The following is a 13932-nucleotide window of genomic DNA, read 5'->3' on the forward strand; positions in this document are numbered from 1 at the left end:
CGCTTTCATTATAGGGTAGAACCGCATTCGTTCAATTGGACAAAATGGTACTTGGGAATTGGATTATTTTAATCTGCAAAAAAAGAATGGGTAATAATTATTATTTTTTCGGCAAATTTGTCGAAAACACCATCTTCATGTAGTATTTTATCGGAATATGTCGTATTCGCCAAGGAATTATCCTTATACAATCATAAACACCCGTCAAACGGGTGGTTTGCTCTAAGGCACTAAGGGTATATGGCCGGCCCGCGCCTAAAGGCCTCTAGAGCGCAGATGATCCTTTTAAACATATTTCACGTGAGAATTCTCGTTAGAAGCCGCGCTCAACTTTTATTGGTTCTCGATTAACCGGAAAATTCCCATCTGGAGCTCGAAGTTAACTTATTTACGATCTAATAACGGGAAAAGCTCCTACTAATTTAAGCAAAATGAGGAATTACGACGATTTAACTGGAAAAGCTCCTACTAATTTCGGCAAACGAGGGAGTCTGTGGCCAAAATCGATGATTTAGCTGGAGGATTTCCAGTTAATGTTCGTTCAGATTCAATATGGGCCCAATTAACAGGAGGATTTCCAGTTAGTGTGGTTTCGTCGTTGAAAAGTGGCATGAAGAGTCTATTTGGAGTTGATGAGGTGCTAGTCATTAACCCCACGCTTCGCGTGCTCAACTGGCTGAAGCCATTAACAAAAATGCTGCCCAAACCCTTATCAGGTTCCGGCAGCATATCGTTATCATTCCTTCATTTCCCCTGCTTCGTAAAAAGTCCCCTCCGGTGCATGACCGTAATCAAGCGGTAAAAATCAAGGCTTCCCTGTTCGGGGTTGTTGATCAGCGGAGCGGCCTGATCATAGTTGACCGCTGCCGCAACCGCCTCTTTGGCCCATTCCGGAATACCGGTCTGCTCCATCTTCTCCAGCCTGGCGATTCGGTCCGCTTGCTTCTGCACCATTTCCAGCAAAGCGTCGAACTGCGTCTTCTCTTCGGCTGTCATCGGCTCATCCCCTCCCAACTCGTCAAATCGGTATAGGTCGTAGCTGTCCATCAGGCTGATCAGCTTGTTCGCGTAATTCGGATCGGTGGCATAACCGGCTGCCGCCGCGGCACGGGCCGCTGCCTGTCCCGTCAGGTGGAGAACCCCGGCATAACGGGAGCTGAGCAAAAGTACGGTATGATCTCTGACGGATTCGGCCCAGGAGTTGTATTTGCGAAAAGCCGCGTTTACTTTGACTGGCTTTCCGCCCCGGTATTCGGTTGTGGGCATCGTGATGCTCCCCGCCGGTCCCGAGCCTTTTATGCCGAACAAATTGTTGGCTTGAAGCGTAAGTCCGCTGTTCCCCCAGTCGGATTCGAGCGCTGCTTGCGCAATGGTCAAGGATGCCGCAACGCCGCTTTCCAGCCAGCCGTTTACGGCGGAAGGCGCTATTTTGGCGATAAAGTCATTCCTGTTCATCCCGCCACCTCCACTATATTTAATGAAGCGGCGATATCATCGGCTTGTGCGACACGTCCCAAATTTCTATTCCAGAATTTGTTCGGGATTGGCGGCTTTTTCGATTTTGCTCGTGGTCCGTCCTTCGCTTCCGAGATAAGTTTTATCTATCGGCTTCAAATGGTCGTCAAGCGTATACACGAGCGGAGTTCCGGTAGGAATATTGACGTCGACGATTTCTTCTCTGCTCAGGCCTTCGAGATATTTGATCAAAGCTCTTAGACTATTGCCGTGCGCCGCGATGATGACTTTTTTGCCGGCCTTGATCTGCGGAGTGATTTCGTTTTCCCAGTAGTCTTCAACCCGCACGATGGTTTCCTTCAGGCTTTCGGTCAAAGGAATAAATTGATCCGGCAAGTCCCGGTACTTGATGTCGTTGCGCGGATATCTCTCGTCGTCCGGTGTCAGCGCGGGAGGAAGCACATCATAGCTTCTGCGCCATAGCATGACTTGATCATCGCCGTATTGCTTGGCGGTTGTTTCTTTGCTCAATCCCTGAAGGGCGCCGTAATGCCGCTCGTTCAGCTGCCAGGTTTTGTGAACCGGAATCCAGAGCAGATTCATTTCGTCAAGGATGTAGTCCAAGGTTTTGATCGCCCGTTTAAGATAAGATGTGAAGGCAATATCAAATTCGAATTTCTCCTCTTTGAGCATTTGCCCGGCTTCCTTCGCCTCGCGCACCCCTTTTTCCGACAAATCCACGTCCGTCCAGCCCGTAAACAGGTTGGATTTGTTCCAATCGCTTTCCCCATGTCTGACCAACACCAATTTGTACATGATTTCTGCTCCTTTCCCTTCTAAAATCTCAACATTTCATCTTCATTATACGACTTCAATATCAACTTTTCACATTCGTTTCACCCCTCGCGAATCCATGCATACCGTTCCAGCGCGAGGGCAATATAACCTTTGGCGCTGCCAATACCAACCTATCTTAGAGGAGGATTACAATTCAAATGCACATGAACGTCAGTCCGCAAATCCGTGAAATCGAACAATTGATGCAGCAGTTGGAACAACAAACCCGTCAAGCTTCGACGACTTATCAACAGCTGATGCAGCAGGAGCAGCAAAACGCCATGCAGCTTGAGGAATTGGCCCAACGCGAGCGCAGAGCCGCCCAAACGATTCAGTCCGCGCTCCAAGGGCATCAGACGTGTATGCAGCAATACCAACGCGTTTGTCAATTGACCGGACAAATCGAAAGCATCCTTCATTCCATGACTCCGGCTCAGGGATATATGCAGCCCGGAATCGGTCAAGGCTCTTACACCATGCCAAACTATGGCGCAGGATCCGGCTTCAGTCAAAGCGGCTACGGATCGTCAGGCATGAGCTCTTCGGGCATGGGATCTTCCAGCATCAGCGCTTCCGGCGGCATGGGTTCGTCAATGTCCAGCTCTTCCGGCATGGGCTCCCCGATTTCCGGAATGTCGGGTTCCTCCGGATACAGTCAAAACAATCCGGGCACCCATTTGAGAAGCTATCAGTAAAATCGGGAGGGCTATTGCGGCCGGTATGGTCAGACCATCCAAAAACGCTCATTCTTCGAAGCTGTCCTGATGCGGGCGGCTTCTTTTAATGTCGCCTTTGAAGGGCTGTGGTATAATTGGGAATAATTATAATCAGGTGGAGGACGTCCATGACTAAGCTTATGCTATTTTTCTTTTTATCTTGGCTGCTCGGAAACCCGTTTATCGCCATCCTGGTATTGCTTGTCATCTTCTATTTTATCGATCGGCGATTTATCGGAATATTCCCCAGCATCGGCAAACCCTTCCGCCGTACCCGCCGCATTTCGCGGCTTCGTCAGCAGCTCAGTGTCAATCACTTCGACACCTCCTCCAAGCGGGAACTTGCGGGACTGCTTTTGGAGAAAAAGCGCTATAAGGAAGCGTATGACCTGCTTCAAGAAGCCAAGGATTCTTCAGAATCCTCGGCCGAGTTTTGGGACGATCTGGGCCGCGCTTCCCTTGGTCTTGGACGGACCGAAGAGGGTGTGGAGCAAATTCTTCACGCGCTTGAGCTCAATGAACGCGTAAGATACGGACAGCCTTATTTGCATTTGTCCTCCGCCCTACGCGAACGGGATCCGCAAAAAGCGCTGGAGTATGCGGCCAAATTCGGCCAAATTCAGTCTTCCTCCAGCGAAGCTTATTATTTGCTCGGCAGCCTCTATCTCTCCCTCGGGCGCAAAGAAGAAGCAAAACAAGCTTTTAATGAATCTATAGCCGTTTACCGCAGCTTGCCTAAATACAAGAAACGGCATGAACGGGGATGGGCGCTGCGAAGCTGGTTCCGCAGAGGCGCTTAATGCCAGTACCCATCCGGACGTCAAAAAACCGCCTGCCTGCTCACGTTGCAATGAGCAAGGCCGGCGGTTTTTTTGTATGTGTCTATATAAGTTCAAGAAAAGAAAGTAACCTGGCAAAAGGGTGAGATGTTCTGGCAGAAGCTAAAAGCTTTCTGCAAGAAAGCTGCATCGAAAGCATAGGCTTCGTTCGCCTTTGTGACCGGATTTCTGCTCCATTCGAATTGAGTAAATCAAAGAAATCCGGGCACAACAGCGATCGAAAGAACATTTCACACGGCTGCCCCCATACGTCCAATCATAAGTTCAACTTATATATAGCCAAATCATTAAATATTAATCCGATTCGATATTGCGACGATGGAACGGCCACCAGTTTCCTTGCCCGAACATTTTGACCATGACCGGAATCAGGAACGGAAGCACCACGACAGCGTAGAGCGCAAGGCCCGACAATACGAGCGTGGCAATTTGCAGCATGGACATGACGCCGGAAGGATACATGGAAGCCATGGTTCCGCCTAGTATGATTGCCGCCGACAAAATCACCGTTCCCATATTGCGCATCGAATGCAAAATCGAGTCTCCGACATCCCATTCTTTATTTTCGTTAAACCGGTCCATCAGGAAGATACTGTAGTCGACGCCAAGCGCAACCAGAAGGACAAAGCCGAAGAACGGCGTCGCCCAGCTTACGCCGGAATAGTGGAAAATATCCACGAACACCCACTCGGTGAACCCGAGGGAAGCGTAGAACGTGAGCACCAAAGACAATATAATGTAAACCGGCATCACAAGGGAGCGAAGCAGCAGGACCAGGATGATGAAGATCCCGGCCAGCATCAGCACTACCGTTTTGGTGTAGTCCTCCCCAGAAATCGTTTTGAGATCATTGAACGTACTTGAAACGCCCCCTACGGCAATATCGGCGTTTTCCAGCTTCGTGCCTTTTACCGCAGCGTGGACGGCGTTCAGCACGGGATCGACGTCGTCGATCGCCTGGCGCCCGTACGGGTTGCTGGTGAACACGACATCCATTTTCATGATTTTGCGGTCTTGGGATAAATAAGTATCAAAAACCTGTGCCATTTGCGTATTTTCCATCGCTTCCCGCGGCACGTACCAGCCGTCAAGGCCGTTGTTCGAAGCGCCAACCTCCGTCAAATAATCCTTGGCGCTATCCAAACCGCCGGATACCTGGGTCAGACCGTCTACGCTTTGATTAAGCCCGTCGGTCAACTGCGAGATTTGTCCGGAGAAATCGCTGAAGCCCGTCTGAATTTGCTCCTGGCCATTTTGAATTTGTCCCAGCCCCGTGACGACGTCCGGAATTTTCCCCACGATCTGTCCTTGACCGTCGGCAGCTTGATCCAGTCCTGCCTCAAGCTTCGCGAGGCCCGCGATGATTTGCTCAAGCCCGCCGGCCAGCTGTTTGCTGCCGCCGGCCGCTTTGGCATACCCATCATTCGCTTGCTTCAGACCTGCGGCGGCTTTCCCCAGGTTTTCTTCCACCTGCTGAAGCCCGGCCGCCATTTGAGCCATGCCTTGGCCCGTTTGCGCTACAGTGCCGCGGATGGTTAAATAATCCTGATCCGCTGCCAGTTCAGGGAATTTCCCTTCCAGGCTGTTAAACCGGGCCTGGAGCCCGGTAAGCCCCTGCGAAGCCCCGCTCAGCTGCTCGCCGATTTGGGCGATCCCGCCGCCAAGCGAGGAAACTCCCTCTCCGATCTGCTGATACGATTTGAGCAGCTGATCATGCGCGCCGGCCAAATCCTCGGCGCTTTTCTTCGCCTGCTGAAGTCCCGCTTTCAACTGTCCGGCGCCTATGGAACCGTCGCGGATTCCCTTTTCGATGGCCGACAAGCCGCCGGAAAGCTCGCTGATTCCGTCTTTCAGTTTGCCGGTGCCCTCAACCAGCTTGCCCGTGCTGTCAGCCGCTTCTTTCAGCTTCGGTTCGTTGGCGGTCAGAGAGCCGCTGGCCAGAGCCAAACCGCTAGAAATTTTGCTGAGTCCCTCATTGCCTTGGCCAAGACCGTCGCCAACCGTCTTCACCTGGCTGCTGAGCTCGAAATCCTTGATCACTTCGCCGGTTGGCCGGCTCATGCTGCGGACGCCGGCTACACCGTCGACCTCAGACACCTTCCGGCTGATCACCTCGGCTAGTGCCATATAGTCCGCACTGTCCATTTTTTCGTCGTTTTTGATCACGATGGTAGATGGAAGAGCTTCCCCGGGATCAAAGCTGTCCGCGATAATGTTGTAGGCTTTTACGGATTCGTATTGATCGCCGATTTCTTCCATGCTGTTGAACGATACGTTGCCGCTGTACGAAACCAGGAACGGCACCGTTACGGCCGCTACGATCAGCAGCGCCGCCCAAGGACGTTTCAGGGAGAATGAACCGATCGCGCCCCAGAACCGGTTCTCCTTATGCTCCAGTGAGCCGCGGGTCGGCCAGAACAATCTTTTGCCCAGAACCGCCATAAAAAACGGCACGACGGTCAGCAGCGCCACCAGCATGACGGCGATTCCCACGGCAACCGCTACCGCGGATCGGTACAGCATAAACTGCGACAAGCCAATTGTCGAAAAGCCGACCAGCACGGCGAGGCCGGAGAAGAACACCGTTTTGCCCGCTTTGCGGTAGGTCTGAACAATCGCTTCCCAAGTGTCGTCCGTCTGCTGCAATTCCTCTTTAAATCGGCTGATAAGCAGGATACAGTAGTCGGTTCCGATCCCGAACATGACGGCCACCATAAAAATCTGTGTATACGTCGAAATCGGGAAATTCACTGAGTCGACCAGAAAAGCCACGATCGACTGCGATACCAAATAACTGAGCCCCACGGTCAGCAGCGGAATAAAGGGCGCCACCAGCGAACGGAACACGACGAACAAGATGAGGAGAATAAAAATGACCGTGAAGTATTCCGACTTCTCCAGCCCTTGCTCCGAGCTGACGACCATATCTTCATTAATTTGCTGCTGCCCGGTCAAGTAATGACCGACCTGAATCGAATCGAGCTGATGATGAATATCCGCTTCGATGCTCTTCAGCTCTTTGCCGCCCTCCTGAACCGCCAGTGAGGTCAGAATCGTTTTTCCGTCCTTGGAGATCATTTTGTCCGCCGCTTCCGGCGTGGAGAAAGGATCGGTAATCGAGGCGATGCCAATCGCGGACATATTGTCCCGCAGTGCCGAGACCGCCTGTTCCACTTCATTTTTCTTGTCTTCGGTAATTCCCTTGTCGTCATGAAAGACGAGCGCGATTTGAGTCTCTTTTTTTCCGCCTTTCATATCCGCGACTTCCGCCAAAATTTTCGATGCCTCGGAAGAGGAATAGCCGTCCGGGACGGAAAGATCCCCTTTCTCCCGCACCAAGTTACCCATGGGTGGTGCCGTAACCAACAGTATGGCCGCAATTGCGATCCATAAGAGCAAGATTCCCCACCTTGCCTTCAGGATGAATCTCATTTCCCCGAGCCTCCCTCTGAAATTAATCTGGCCAGCTTCTCAAAAGCGTTGATAAATCCCTCGATTTCATCTTCCTCAAAATGCACCATATAGGTCGACACGACCTTCATGATCTGCTGCTGCGCTTTATGGTAATCGGCTTCCCCGCGCTCCGTAAACGACAAATAGACGACCCGCCGGTCGCCTTCGTCCCGGGCGCGCTGCAGAATTCCCTTGTCCACAAGCCTCGTGATCATTGCGGTGATGGAGCTTTTACCCACGACAAAAGCCTCCGCGAGCTCCGTTGAAGTGCATTTCCCTTGACCTGCGATATAATCCAAAATCTGAAACTGCTCCATCGTCATGTCATCCGTAATAATCTCTTGAATTTCGCCCCTCAGCCGTTTCGAGACAACAAAGAAAGCTTCCATATACCGTTCTATCAATCGCTTGGGCTCATTATCCCCCACGTATCTCCCCCTCCTTTGCCTTGTCCATATAGTTCTACAATAAAACAGTTCGACAATGAAACTATATGTCATCAACCGCCCAAAGTCAAATTTGTGTTGAAAATGCATAATCACCTTATGAAAATTTGCAAAAAGGGATTGAATAAACCTGGCACGCCGTGTTAATATGTGGAAAATAAACGGAAGGGCTTCTAGGGATCCGGCTCCGAAAGGATGGCGAACCAAGCGAAGCCGGTACGGCTTTACCGCCGCGCTACACCGTAAGGATTAAAAGACCTTCGGAAAGTTCCGCCTGCTTAGGCGAAACGGACCGGGGTCTTTTTTGCTTTAGCGGGATAAAACAGAAAAGGGGGGAACACCCAATGCCATCAATTCATGTTGAGCAGTTGAGAAAGGATTTTCGACTAAAGAAAAAAGGGGAGGGTATGGCCGGCAGCTTCAGATCGCTGCTTCGGCCCGAGTACGTGGAGAAAACCGCGGTCGAGGACATCTCTTTCTCCGTAAGTCAGGGAGAAACACTCGCCTTCCTGGGTCCCAACGGCGCAGGAAAATCCACCACCATCAAAATGCTGACGGGGATTCTGCACCCTACATCGGGACGCGCCGAAGTGCTTGGTTGTTGTCCCTGGACCGATCGCACCAAATTATCCTATCATGTCGGCTCGGTATTCGGGCAAAAGTCGCAGCTCTGGTACCATCTGCCGCCGATCGACACCTTCGAGCTGATGAGCCGGATTTACGAGCTGCGCCGCGGCGACTATCTTCGAAGGCGGGATGATCTGATCGAACAATTTGAGCTTGGCCCGTATTTGAACACACCGGTTCGCAAGCTATCTCTCGGCGAACGCATGCGCTGCGAGATTGCCGCCTCATTGCTGCATCGGCCGCAGGTGCTGTTTCTCGACGAACCTACGATCGGGCTTGACATGGTCGTCAAACAGCGAATTCGTGAGCTGATTCTGGAGATGAACCGCGGCGAAGGCACAACGATTTTCTTGACCTCCCACGACGCCGGAGATATCGAAAAGCTCTGCGACCGGGCTATTGTCATCAATTACGGCCGGATGATTTTTGATGATCGGGTAGACGTGATGAAGCGGCAGTTTCTGACGGCCAAGACCGTTAGGCTTGTGCTGGAAGACCTGCCGGGCGGCTTTGTTCTTCCCGGAGTGAACCTCCTTGAGCAAAGCGGAACCAAGCTGACCTTATCCGTCGATACGGAGTTCACTTCAATCGAATCGGTATTAACGGCCATTATGGCAAAACACCATGTACTGGACGTGACCGTAGAGGATCCGCCGATGGAGGAGATCATCACCCGGATGTACGAGAGCGGCGATCAATTGGCTGCCTCTGGAAAGGAGCCTGATGCCGTATGATCTCTTTAAGCAAGCCGGCCAAATACGTCTTTATCGGCAAAATCACGCTGAGGAACCAGCTCGCCTACATCGCGGATTTTCTTGTTCGCTCCCTCTTTTTGCTGCTGGTCATTTATATCTTCCTCCAGCTCTGGCTTACAACGTTTCACGGGGAAGGAGCGGACATCATCGCGGGCTACAGCTTCAAGCAGATCATGTGGTACCTCATCATTACCGAATCGATGGTGCTCGCTTCCCCCAGCCTCTGCACCCGCATCGAGGAGGAGGTCAAAAGCGGAGACGTCGCCTTCAAGCTCGTTCGCCCGGTGAATTTCATCGCATTCCATTATGTCGAATATCTCAGTGAAACGGCGATCCGTTTTATCGTTAATCTTGCGCTTGGCTTGATTCTGGGGCTGCTGCTCATCGGCGCTCCTCCGGCCGGACCCGGAGTTTGGTGGCTTCCGATCGTCGCCTGGGGAGGATTTACGGTGGATTTTCTGCTCAATATGGGGCTTGCGTTGAGCTCATTTTGGGTAGAGGAAACGCGGGGTCTCGAATTCGTGTACAACAAGATTCTGTTTACGATCGGCGGGATGCTGATGCCTTTGGAGCTGTTCCCCGAAACTTTGCAGCAAATCGGACGGTTCCTCCCCTTTCAGACGATTTTGTATTTTCCCGCCAGAACGGCCGTAGCCTTCAATGCTGAGCGGATTCCGGGAATGCTTGCGACGCAGTGGCTATGGATTGCTGTTCTGTCCCTGCTGATCCGGGTAATCTACAGGAAAGGAGTGAGCAAACTGAATGTCAACGGCGGATAATTTTATTGATAAAGGGATTAGTGAATATAACGAGCCGGGCAAGCTCAGACGCCTTTTGCGGTTTGTTTGGCAAAGCTGGAAGTTGAACTTCGCGGGGGCCATGGAATTTCGGATGAGTTTCCTGCTGACGGTCGGGACGATGATTATCAACAATATCGTTTGGATTGTATTCTGGGGACTTTACTTTCAGCGCTTCCCGGTCGTCAATGGTTGGGAGCTGCGGGACGTAATGATGCTGTGGGCCGTTGCCGCCGGGGGATTTGGCTTAATGGCGGTGCTGTTCGGCAATTCCACCCGCATCGCCAATCTTATTGCCACCGGTCAGCTTGATATTTATCTGGCGCAGCCCAAGCCCGTTTTGCTGAACGTCCTGGTCAGCCGGATGTCGGTCAGCGCGATCGGCGATATTTTGTTCGCTCTCATGCTGTACGCCATATTCGGCGACAGAACATTGCTTGGCTTGGTCAAATTCGGTTTGGCTCTGCTGATGGTCACCTTAATCCACATCTTTTTTACCGTGATCGCAAGCTCCCTTGCTTTCTGGTTCGGCAATACGGAGGGTCTCAGCTTCCAGCTCTTTAACGCGCTGATGACGTTTTCCACGTATCCGACCGGCATTTTCAAAGGCTTGGGGAAAATCGTGCTGTTCACCGTCATTCCCGCCGGTTTTATCAGCTACCTGCCAATCGGGCTGCTGCGGAAGGTGGATGCCCCTTTTATGGCCGGGGCGGCGGGGGTAACGGCTCTGCTGTGCATCATTGGCGTTTTCCTGTTTTATCGGGGACTGCGGCGTTATTCCTCGGGCAACAAAATCGGGCTTAGAAGCTGAGGCGTTCGCGTCCGCCTTCTGGCCGGGCAAAGAGGGTGTCCCCAGGTCATTTATGATGGCTTGGGGACACCCTCTAAAACTGACCACAATACAATAAAACAAAGCGGAATAGGGCGGAGGCCCTCTGCCGAATGCGCTAGATCGACTTCGAGGTTTCGCGTCGGAGTCAGAATAAGTCAGCGCGATTCAGCGCGATTCAGAGCAAAAAGGGGATGATGTTCCAGTTACGGCGTCCCTCAAAAATCGCCTCCCGCCGCATTCCCACGCACGTGAAATAGCGATCATTTATGGCCTTATTTTCAAAAGAGAGTCCTCATTCTGAAGAAATAGCATCATTTTATGGCCTTATTTCTTCAGAAGCGTTCCTTTTCCCCCCGATTTTGAACGTTTGGCCGAAAATAGGGCCCTTTTGCGCCGCTATTTCCGGGAAAACACGATCTCGGAGGGAAATAAGGCCCTTTTAGGCCCCTATTCGAGAAATCGCGCCGGTCACCGCCGTTTATGGTCATTCCGGACCGGGACGAGGATGAAAAATACCCCCTTGCGGCGCCCGACCTTTTCCCTTTTCAGTCAAGTCAGTGGTTCGTTCGCCGCATGAGCCAATTTACTTTCGGGACTGCATCTGCAAAGGTATGCTCAAACGTTCAATCTTCCGAAGGTTCTTCGACAATATACTCGCAGCGGAATTTTTCAGGGCCGCCGGGAACTTCGCTAAATCCCGTAATGCGAAAACCGATACTGCGGAAAAACTGCGCCCCCTCTTCGTCGGTAACGGCCAAGATCAGGTCCGGATGCGCGTGTCCCAAGGCATTTAGCACCAAAGTTCGCCCGTAATCCTTCAAACGGTGTTCGGGGGCCACGGCCAGATGAATAATCTCAAGTACCCGGGACGCTCCTTCATCCATCCGGCAGCCGATCAATCCGACGATTTCATCTTCCTCAAAGAATCCGTGCAGTTCGGAGCCTTCCTCCGACGCATACATCCGAACGGCTTCATCCAAGGCTTCCGGTTCAAAATACACCGCATATTCCAGCAGCTCGCTAACGGCGGTTTCGCCCGCCCGTGCATTTATTTGTTCGAACATGGGACCTCCGTCACTTCCGTGCGGCCGTCTTCGTAACCGACAATGACCATATTCGCGATCCCGACAAACAAACCGTGTTCCACGACACCTGCCAGAGCCTTCAATTCGTCGCTCAGCTTGGACGGCGATTCAATTTGGCCAAAGGCCGCATCGACGATATAATTGCCGTTGTCCGTCATGTACAATTCTTCGCCCCGCATGCGGAGCTCAAAAGGAACATCATAGCGGCTTTGCAGCTGTCTCAGCGTCCATTCGTAGCAAAAAGGAACGATCTCGATCGGCAGCTTGAATTTTCCCAATTGGGAAACCATTTTGCCGCTATCTGCGATCACGATAAACTTGTCGCTCTGCAGGGCAACCAGTTTCTCGCGAAGCAAAGCTCCGCCCCCGCCTTTAATGAGGGATAGCTGCGGATCCACTTCGTCCGCTCCGTCAATCGCTACATCAAGACGATCAATCTCGGATGCCGGAACCACGGGAATATTGTATTTTAACGCGAGCTCTTCCGAAGCCTTAGATGTCGCAATCGCCCGGATGCGAAGCCCGTCCTTTACCATTTCTCCGATCTTTTCGATCGCGTAATAGGCGGTTGAACCGGTTCCGAGCCCAACCGTCATTCCGTCCTTCACCCATTCGGCGGCGCGATATCCTGCAGCCTGCTTTGCATTCATGTTTGACCCCTCCAGATATTAGTGCTGCGATGTTTACATGGGAAATCCAAGCATTATCATATCAAAAAAGACGAAACAAGAGAACAGCGGGTTCAAAGGCAAACCTGCTGTTCTCTTGCGAAATCGCTTATATCGTGATGTTAACCTTGCCGAATTGGCTTCGGAATCCGGGAGGTCCCCTCTATATCGGAATCGGGTTTGACCATGAGCAGCAGCAAAACGACTGCTACAAGCGACACGCCCGCAATTCCGAAAAACAAAGTCATATGCCCTGCTTTGAGCAGAAGGGATATCACGGGCGGTCCCAGCGAGACGCCGACAAACCGCATACTGCTGTAGATGGAAGTGATCGTTCCGCGCATCTCTTTGTCGATGCCTTCCGTAATCAGCGCGTCCGAACTGGGCAGAACGATCCCGATTCCCGCGCCGCATACAATCAGACAGGCAATGACGAAGTAGATGTTATCGAAAAATCCGATCCCGAACAACGCCGCCGTCGACAGCACCAGGCCGGCCACGCCGCACCATTTCATTAATTTTTTGTTTTTGCCGATTTTTTTACCGGTGAAATAGGAACAAAGACATAGAGCGGCAAGCGGGACGGCCAGCACCAGCCCCTTGACGATGCCGTGCAGGCCATGCTTGTCCTCAAGCTGATCCGATAAATAAAATAAAACGCCAAACAACAAAAACATACAGATGCCGCCGATCGCAAAAATTGCGCTTAGCCAACGCTTCTTCTCCTTAAAAACCTTCCATGTGCTCTGCCAAAACTCCGGAAGCGGCTTCGCTTGGCTTTTGCGGTCCGGTTCTTTGACCAAAAACAAGACAAGCAGCAGCGAAACCAGGCACAATACGGGAATGGACAAAAACGGGATATACCAGATCCACGCACCCAATAGCGCCCCCAAAATCGGGCTGAGCACCTTGCCGAACGTATTCGAGGTCTCGATGATTCCCAAGTTCCGGCTCACTTCCTCTTCGCTCTCGAACATGTCGCCGACCAGCGGCAGCACGATCGGGAAGGCTCCCGCCGCACCGATCCCCTGCAGGAAGCGTCCGCCAAGAATAATCCAATATACCGTCATTCCGTTTGCCAGCCAATCCGCAACTCCCGACAAGGCCCCGCCGATCCCGGCGATAATAAGGCTGGGGACGATAATCGTCTTTCTTCCGTATTTGTCCGATAAATATCCGGCAATCGGAATCAGCAGAATGGCGACGAGTGCATATACCGTAATCAGCATACTCACTTTAAAGGATGAAATCCGCAGTTCCCGGGCAATTTGGGGCAGGATCGGAATCAGCATGGAATTGCCGAGCGTCATGATGAGCGGAATGGACGCAAGCGCGGCCAGATCGCCTTTTTTGCTGTCCATGTCTATCATGGCCACCTTTCCCTAACATGTGCATTAACCCGGTTAGTGTCGGCCAAATCGG

At 51.9% G+C, this 13932-nt stretch carries 12 protein-coding genes; 5 read left to right on the forward strand and 7 right to left on the reverse strand.

What is annotated here, in order from left to right; translation table 11 throughout:
- Positions 1 to 744: 744 nt before the first annotated feature.
- Both ACI48K_RS02865 and gpmA read right to left on the reverse strand, forming a co-directional pair.
- The gene (locus tag ACI48K_RS02865) at positions 745 to 1455 is read right to left on the reverse strand and encodes a glycoside hydrolase family 73 protein (RefSeq protein WP_475026091.1); all 711 of its coding nucleotides are present in this window, start codon (positions 1453 to 1455) and stop codon (positions 745 to 747) included.
- A gap of 66 nt (positions 1456 to 1521) precedes the next feature.
- Entirely contained in the window at positions 1522 to 2271 is a 750-nt protein-coding gene (gene gpmA, locus ACI48K_RS02870) for a 2,3-diphosphoglycerate-dependent phosphoglycerate mutase (protein ID WP_475026092.1), read from the reverse strand.
- 179 nt (positions 2272 to 2450) lie between these two features.
- Here gpmA and ACI48K_RS02875 point away from each other — a divergent pair, with 179 nt between their 5' ends.
- Together ACI48K_RS02875 and ACI48K_RS02880 are read left to right on the forward strand one after the other, a co-directional pair.
- Positions 2451 to 2987 (forward strand): hypothetical protein, encoded by a 537-nt coding sequence (locus tag ACI48K_RS02875; RefSeq protein WP_475026093.1) that lies wholly within the window; start codon positions 2451 to 2453, stop codon positions 2985 to 2987.
- 149 nt (positions 2988 to 3136) lie between these two features.
- Positions 3137 to 3808 carry a tetratricopeptide repeat protein gene (locus ACI48K_RS02880; protein WP_475026094.1) on the forward strand — a complete coding sequence of 224 codons (672 nt, stop codon included), beginning with the start codon at positions 3137 to 3139 and terminating at the stop codon, positions 3806 to 3808.
- Positions 3809 to 4141: 333 nt separating this feature from the next.
- Here ACI48K_RS02880 and ACI48K_RS02885 read toward each other — a convergent pair whose 3' ends face one another.
- Both ACI48K_RS02885 and ACI48K_RS02890 read right to left on the reverse strand, forming a co-directional pair.
- On the reverse strand, positions 4142 to 7279 hold the full coding sequence (locus ACI48K_RS02885) for an MMPL family transporter (RefSeq protein ID WP_475026095.1): 3138 nt from the start codon (positions 7277 to 7279) through the stop codon (positions 4142 to 4144).
- Positions 7276 to 7728, reverse strand: coding sequence for a MarR family winged helix-turn-helix transcriptional regulator (locus ACI48K_RS02890; RefSeq protein WP_475026096.1), 453 nt, complete (start codon positions 7726 to 7728; stop codon positions 7276 to 7278). The genes ACI48K_RS02885 and ACI48K_RS02890 overlap by 4 nt, the downstream gene beginning before the upstream one ends.
- Positions 7729 to 8090: 362 nt before the next feature.
- Between ACI48K_RS02890 and ACI48K_RS02895 the strand changes: the two genes are divergently transcribed.
- The 3 genes from ACI48K_RS02895 to ACI48K_RS02905 are packed head-to-tail and all read left to right on the forward strand — an operon-like array spanning position 8091 to position 10736.
- Positions 8091 to 9107, forward strand: coding sequence for an ABC transporter ATP-binding protein (locus tag ACI48K_RS02895; RefSeq protein WP_475026097.1), 1017 nt, complete (start codon positions 8091 to 8093; stop codon positions 9105 to 9107).
- Positions 9104 to 9907 carry an ABC transporter permease gene (locus ACI48K_RS02900; RefSeq protein WP_475026098.1) on the forward strand — a complete coding sequence of 268 codons (804 nt, stop codon included), beginning with the start codon at positions 9104 to 9106 and terminating at the stop codon, positions 9905 to 9907. Before ACI48K_RS02895 ends, ACI48K_RS02900 begins: the two co-directional genes overlap by 4 nt.
- Positions 9891 to 10736: an ABC transporter permease gene (locus tag ACI48K_RS02905; protein ID WP_475026099.1), complete on the forward strand. Its 846-nt coding sequence runs from the start codon at positions 9891 to 9893 to the stop codon at positions 10734 to 10736. Before ACI48K_RS02900 ends, ACI48K_RS02905 begins: the two co-directional genes overlap by 17 nt.
- Before the next feature lie 644 nt (positions 10737 to 11380).
- On the opposite strand, the gene ACI48K_RS02910 is transcribed toward ACI48K_RS02905, so the two are convergent.
- The 3 genes from ACI48K_RS02910 to ACI48K_RS02920 form a co-directional block, all read right to left on the reverse strand.
- Positions 11381 to 11821: a GNAT family N-acetyltransferase gene (locus ACI48K_RS02910; RefSeq protein ID WP_475026100.1), complete on the reverse strand. Its 441-nt coding sequence runs from the start codon at positions 11819 to 11821 to the stop codon at positions 11381 to 11383.
- Entirely contained in the window at positions 11806 to 12492 is a 687-nt protein-coding gene (rpiA, locus tag ACI48K_RS02915; protein ID WP_475026101.1) for a ribose-5-phosphate isomerase RpiA, read from the reverse strand. Before rpiA ends, ACI48K_RS02910 begins: the two co-directional genes overlap by 16 nt.
- Positions 12493 to 12632: 140 nt before the next feature.
- Positions 12633 to 13871 (reverse strand): MFS transporter, encoded by a 1239-nt coding sequence (locus ACI48K_RS02920; protein WP_475026102.1) that lies wholly within the window; start codon positions 13869 to 13871, stop codon positions 12633 to 12635.
- Between the last annotated feature and the right edge of the window lie 61 nt (positions 13872 to 13932).

Source organism: Paenibacillus terrisolis, from assembly GCF_056171975.1.

Bases quoted from the DNA above. Each gene is read 5' to 3' on its own strand.
- ACI48K_RS02865 (WP_475026091.1), bottom strand. From the start codon at position 1,455: ATGAACAGGAATGACTTTATCGCCAAAATAGCGCCTTCCGCCGTAAAC.
- gpmA (WP_475026092.1), bottom strand. From the start codon at position 2,271: ATGTACAAATTGGTGTTGGTCAGACATGGGGAAAGCGATTGGAACAAA.
- ACI48K_RS02875 (WP_475026093.1), top strand. From the start codon at position 2,451: ATGCACATGAACGTCAGTCCGCAAATCCGTGAAATCGAACAATTGATG.
- ACI48K_RS02880 (WP_475026094.1), top strand. From the start codon at position 3,137: ATGACTAAGCTTATGCTATTTTTCTTTTTATCTTGGCTGCTCGGAAAC.
- ACI48K_RS02885 (WP_475026095.1), bottom strand. From the start codon at position 7,279: ATGAGATTCATCCTGAAGGCAAGGTGGGGAATCTTGCTCTTATGGATC.
- ACI48K_RS02895 (WP_475026097.1), top strand. From the start codon at position 8,091: ATGCCATCAATTCATGTTGAGCAGTTGAGAAAGGATTTTCGACTAAAG.
- ACI48K_RS02900 (WP_475026098.1), top strand. From the start codon at position 9,104: ATGATCTCTTTAAGCAAGCCGGCCAAATACGTCTTTATCGGCAAAATC.
- ACI48K_RS02905 (WP_475026099.1), top strand. From the start codon at position 9,891: ATGTCAACGGCGGATAATTTTATTGATAAAGGGATTAGTGAATATAAC.
- ACI48K_RS02910 (WP_475026100.1), bottom strand. From the start codon at position 11,821: ATGTTCGAACAAATAAATGCACGGGCGGGCGAAACCGCCGTTAGCGAG.
- rpiA (WP_475026101.1), bottom strand. From the start codon at position 12,492: ATGAATGCAAAGCAGGCTGCAGGATATCGCGCCGCCGAATGGGTGAAG.
- ACI48K_RS02920 (WP_475026102.1), bottom strand. From the start codon at position 13,871: ATGGACAGCAAAAAAGGCGATCTGGCCGCGCTTGCGTCCATTCCGCTC.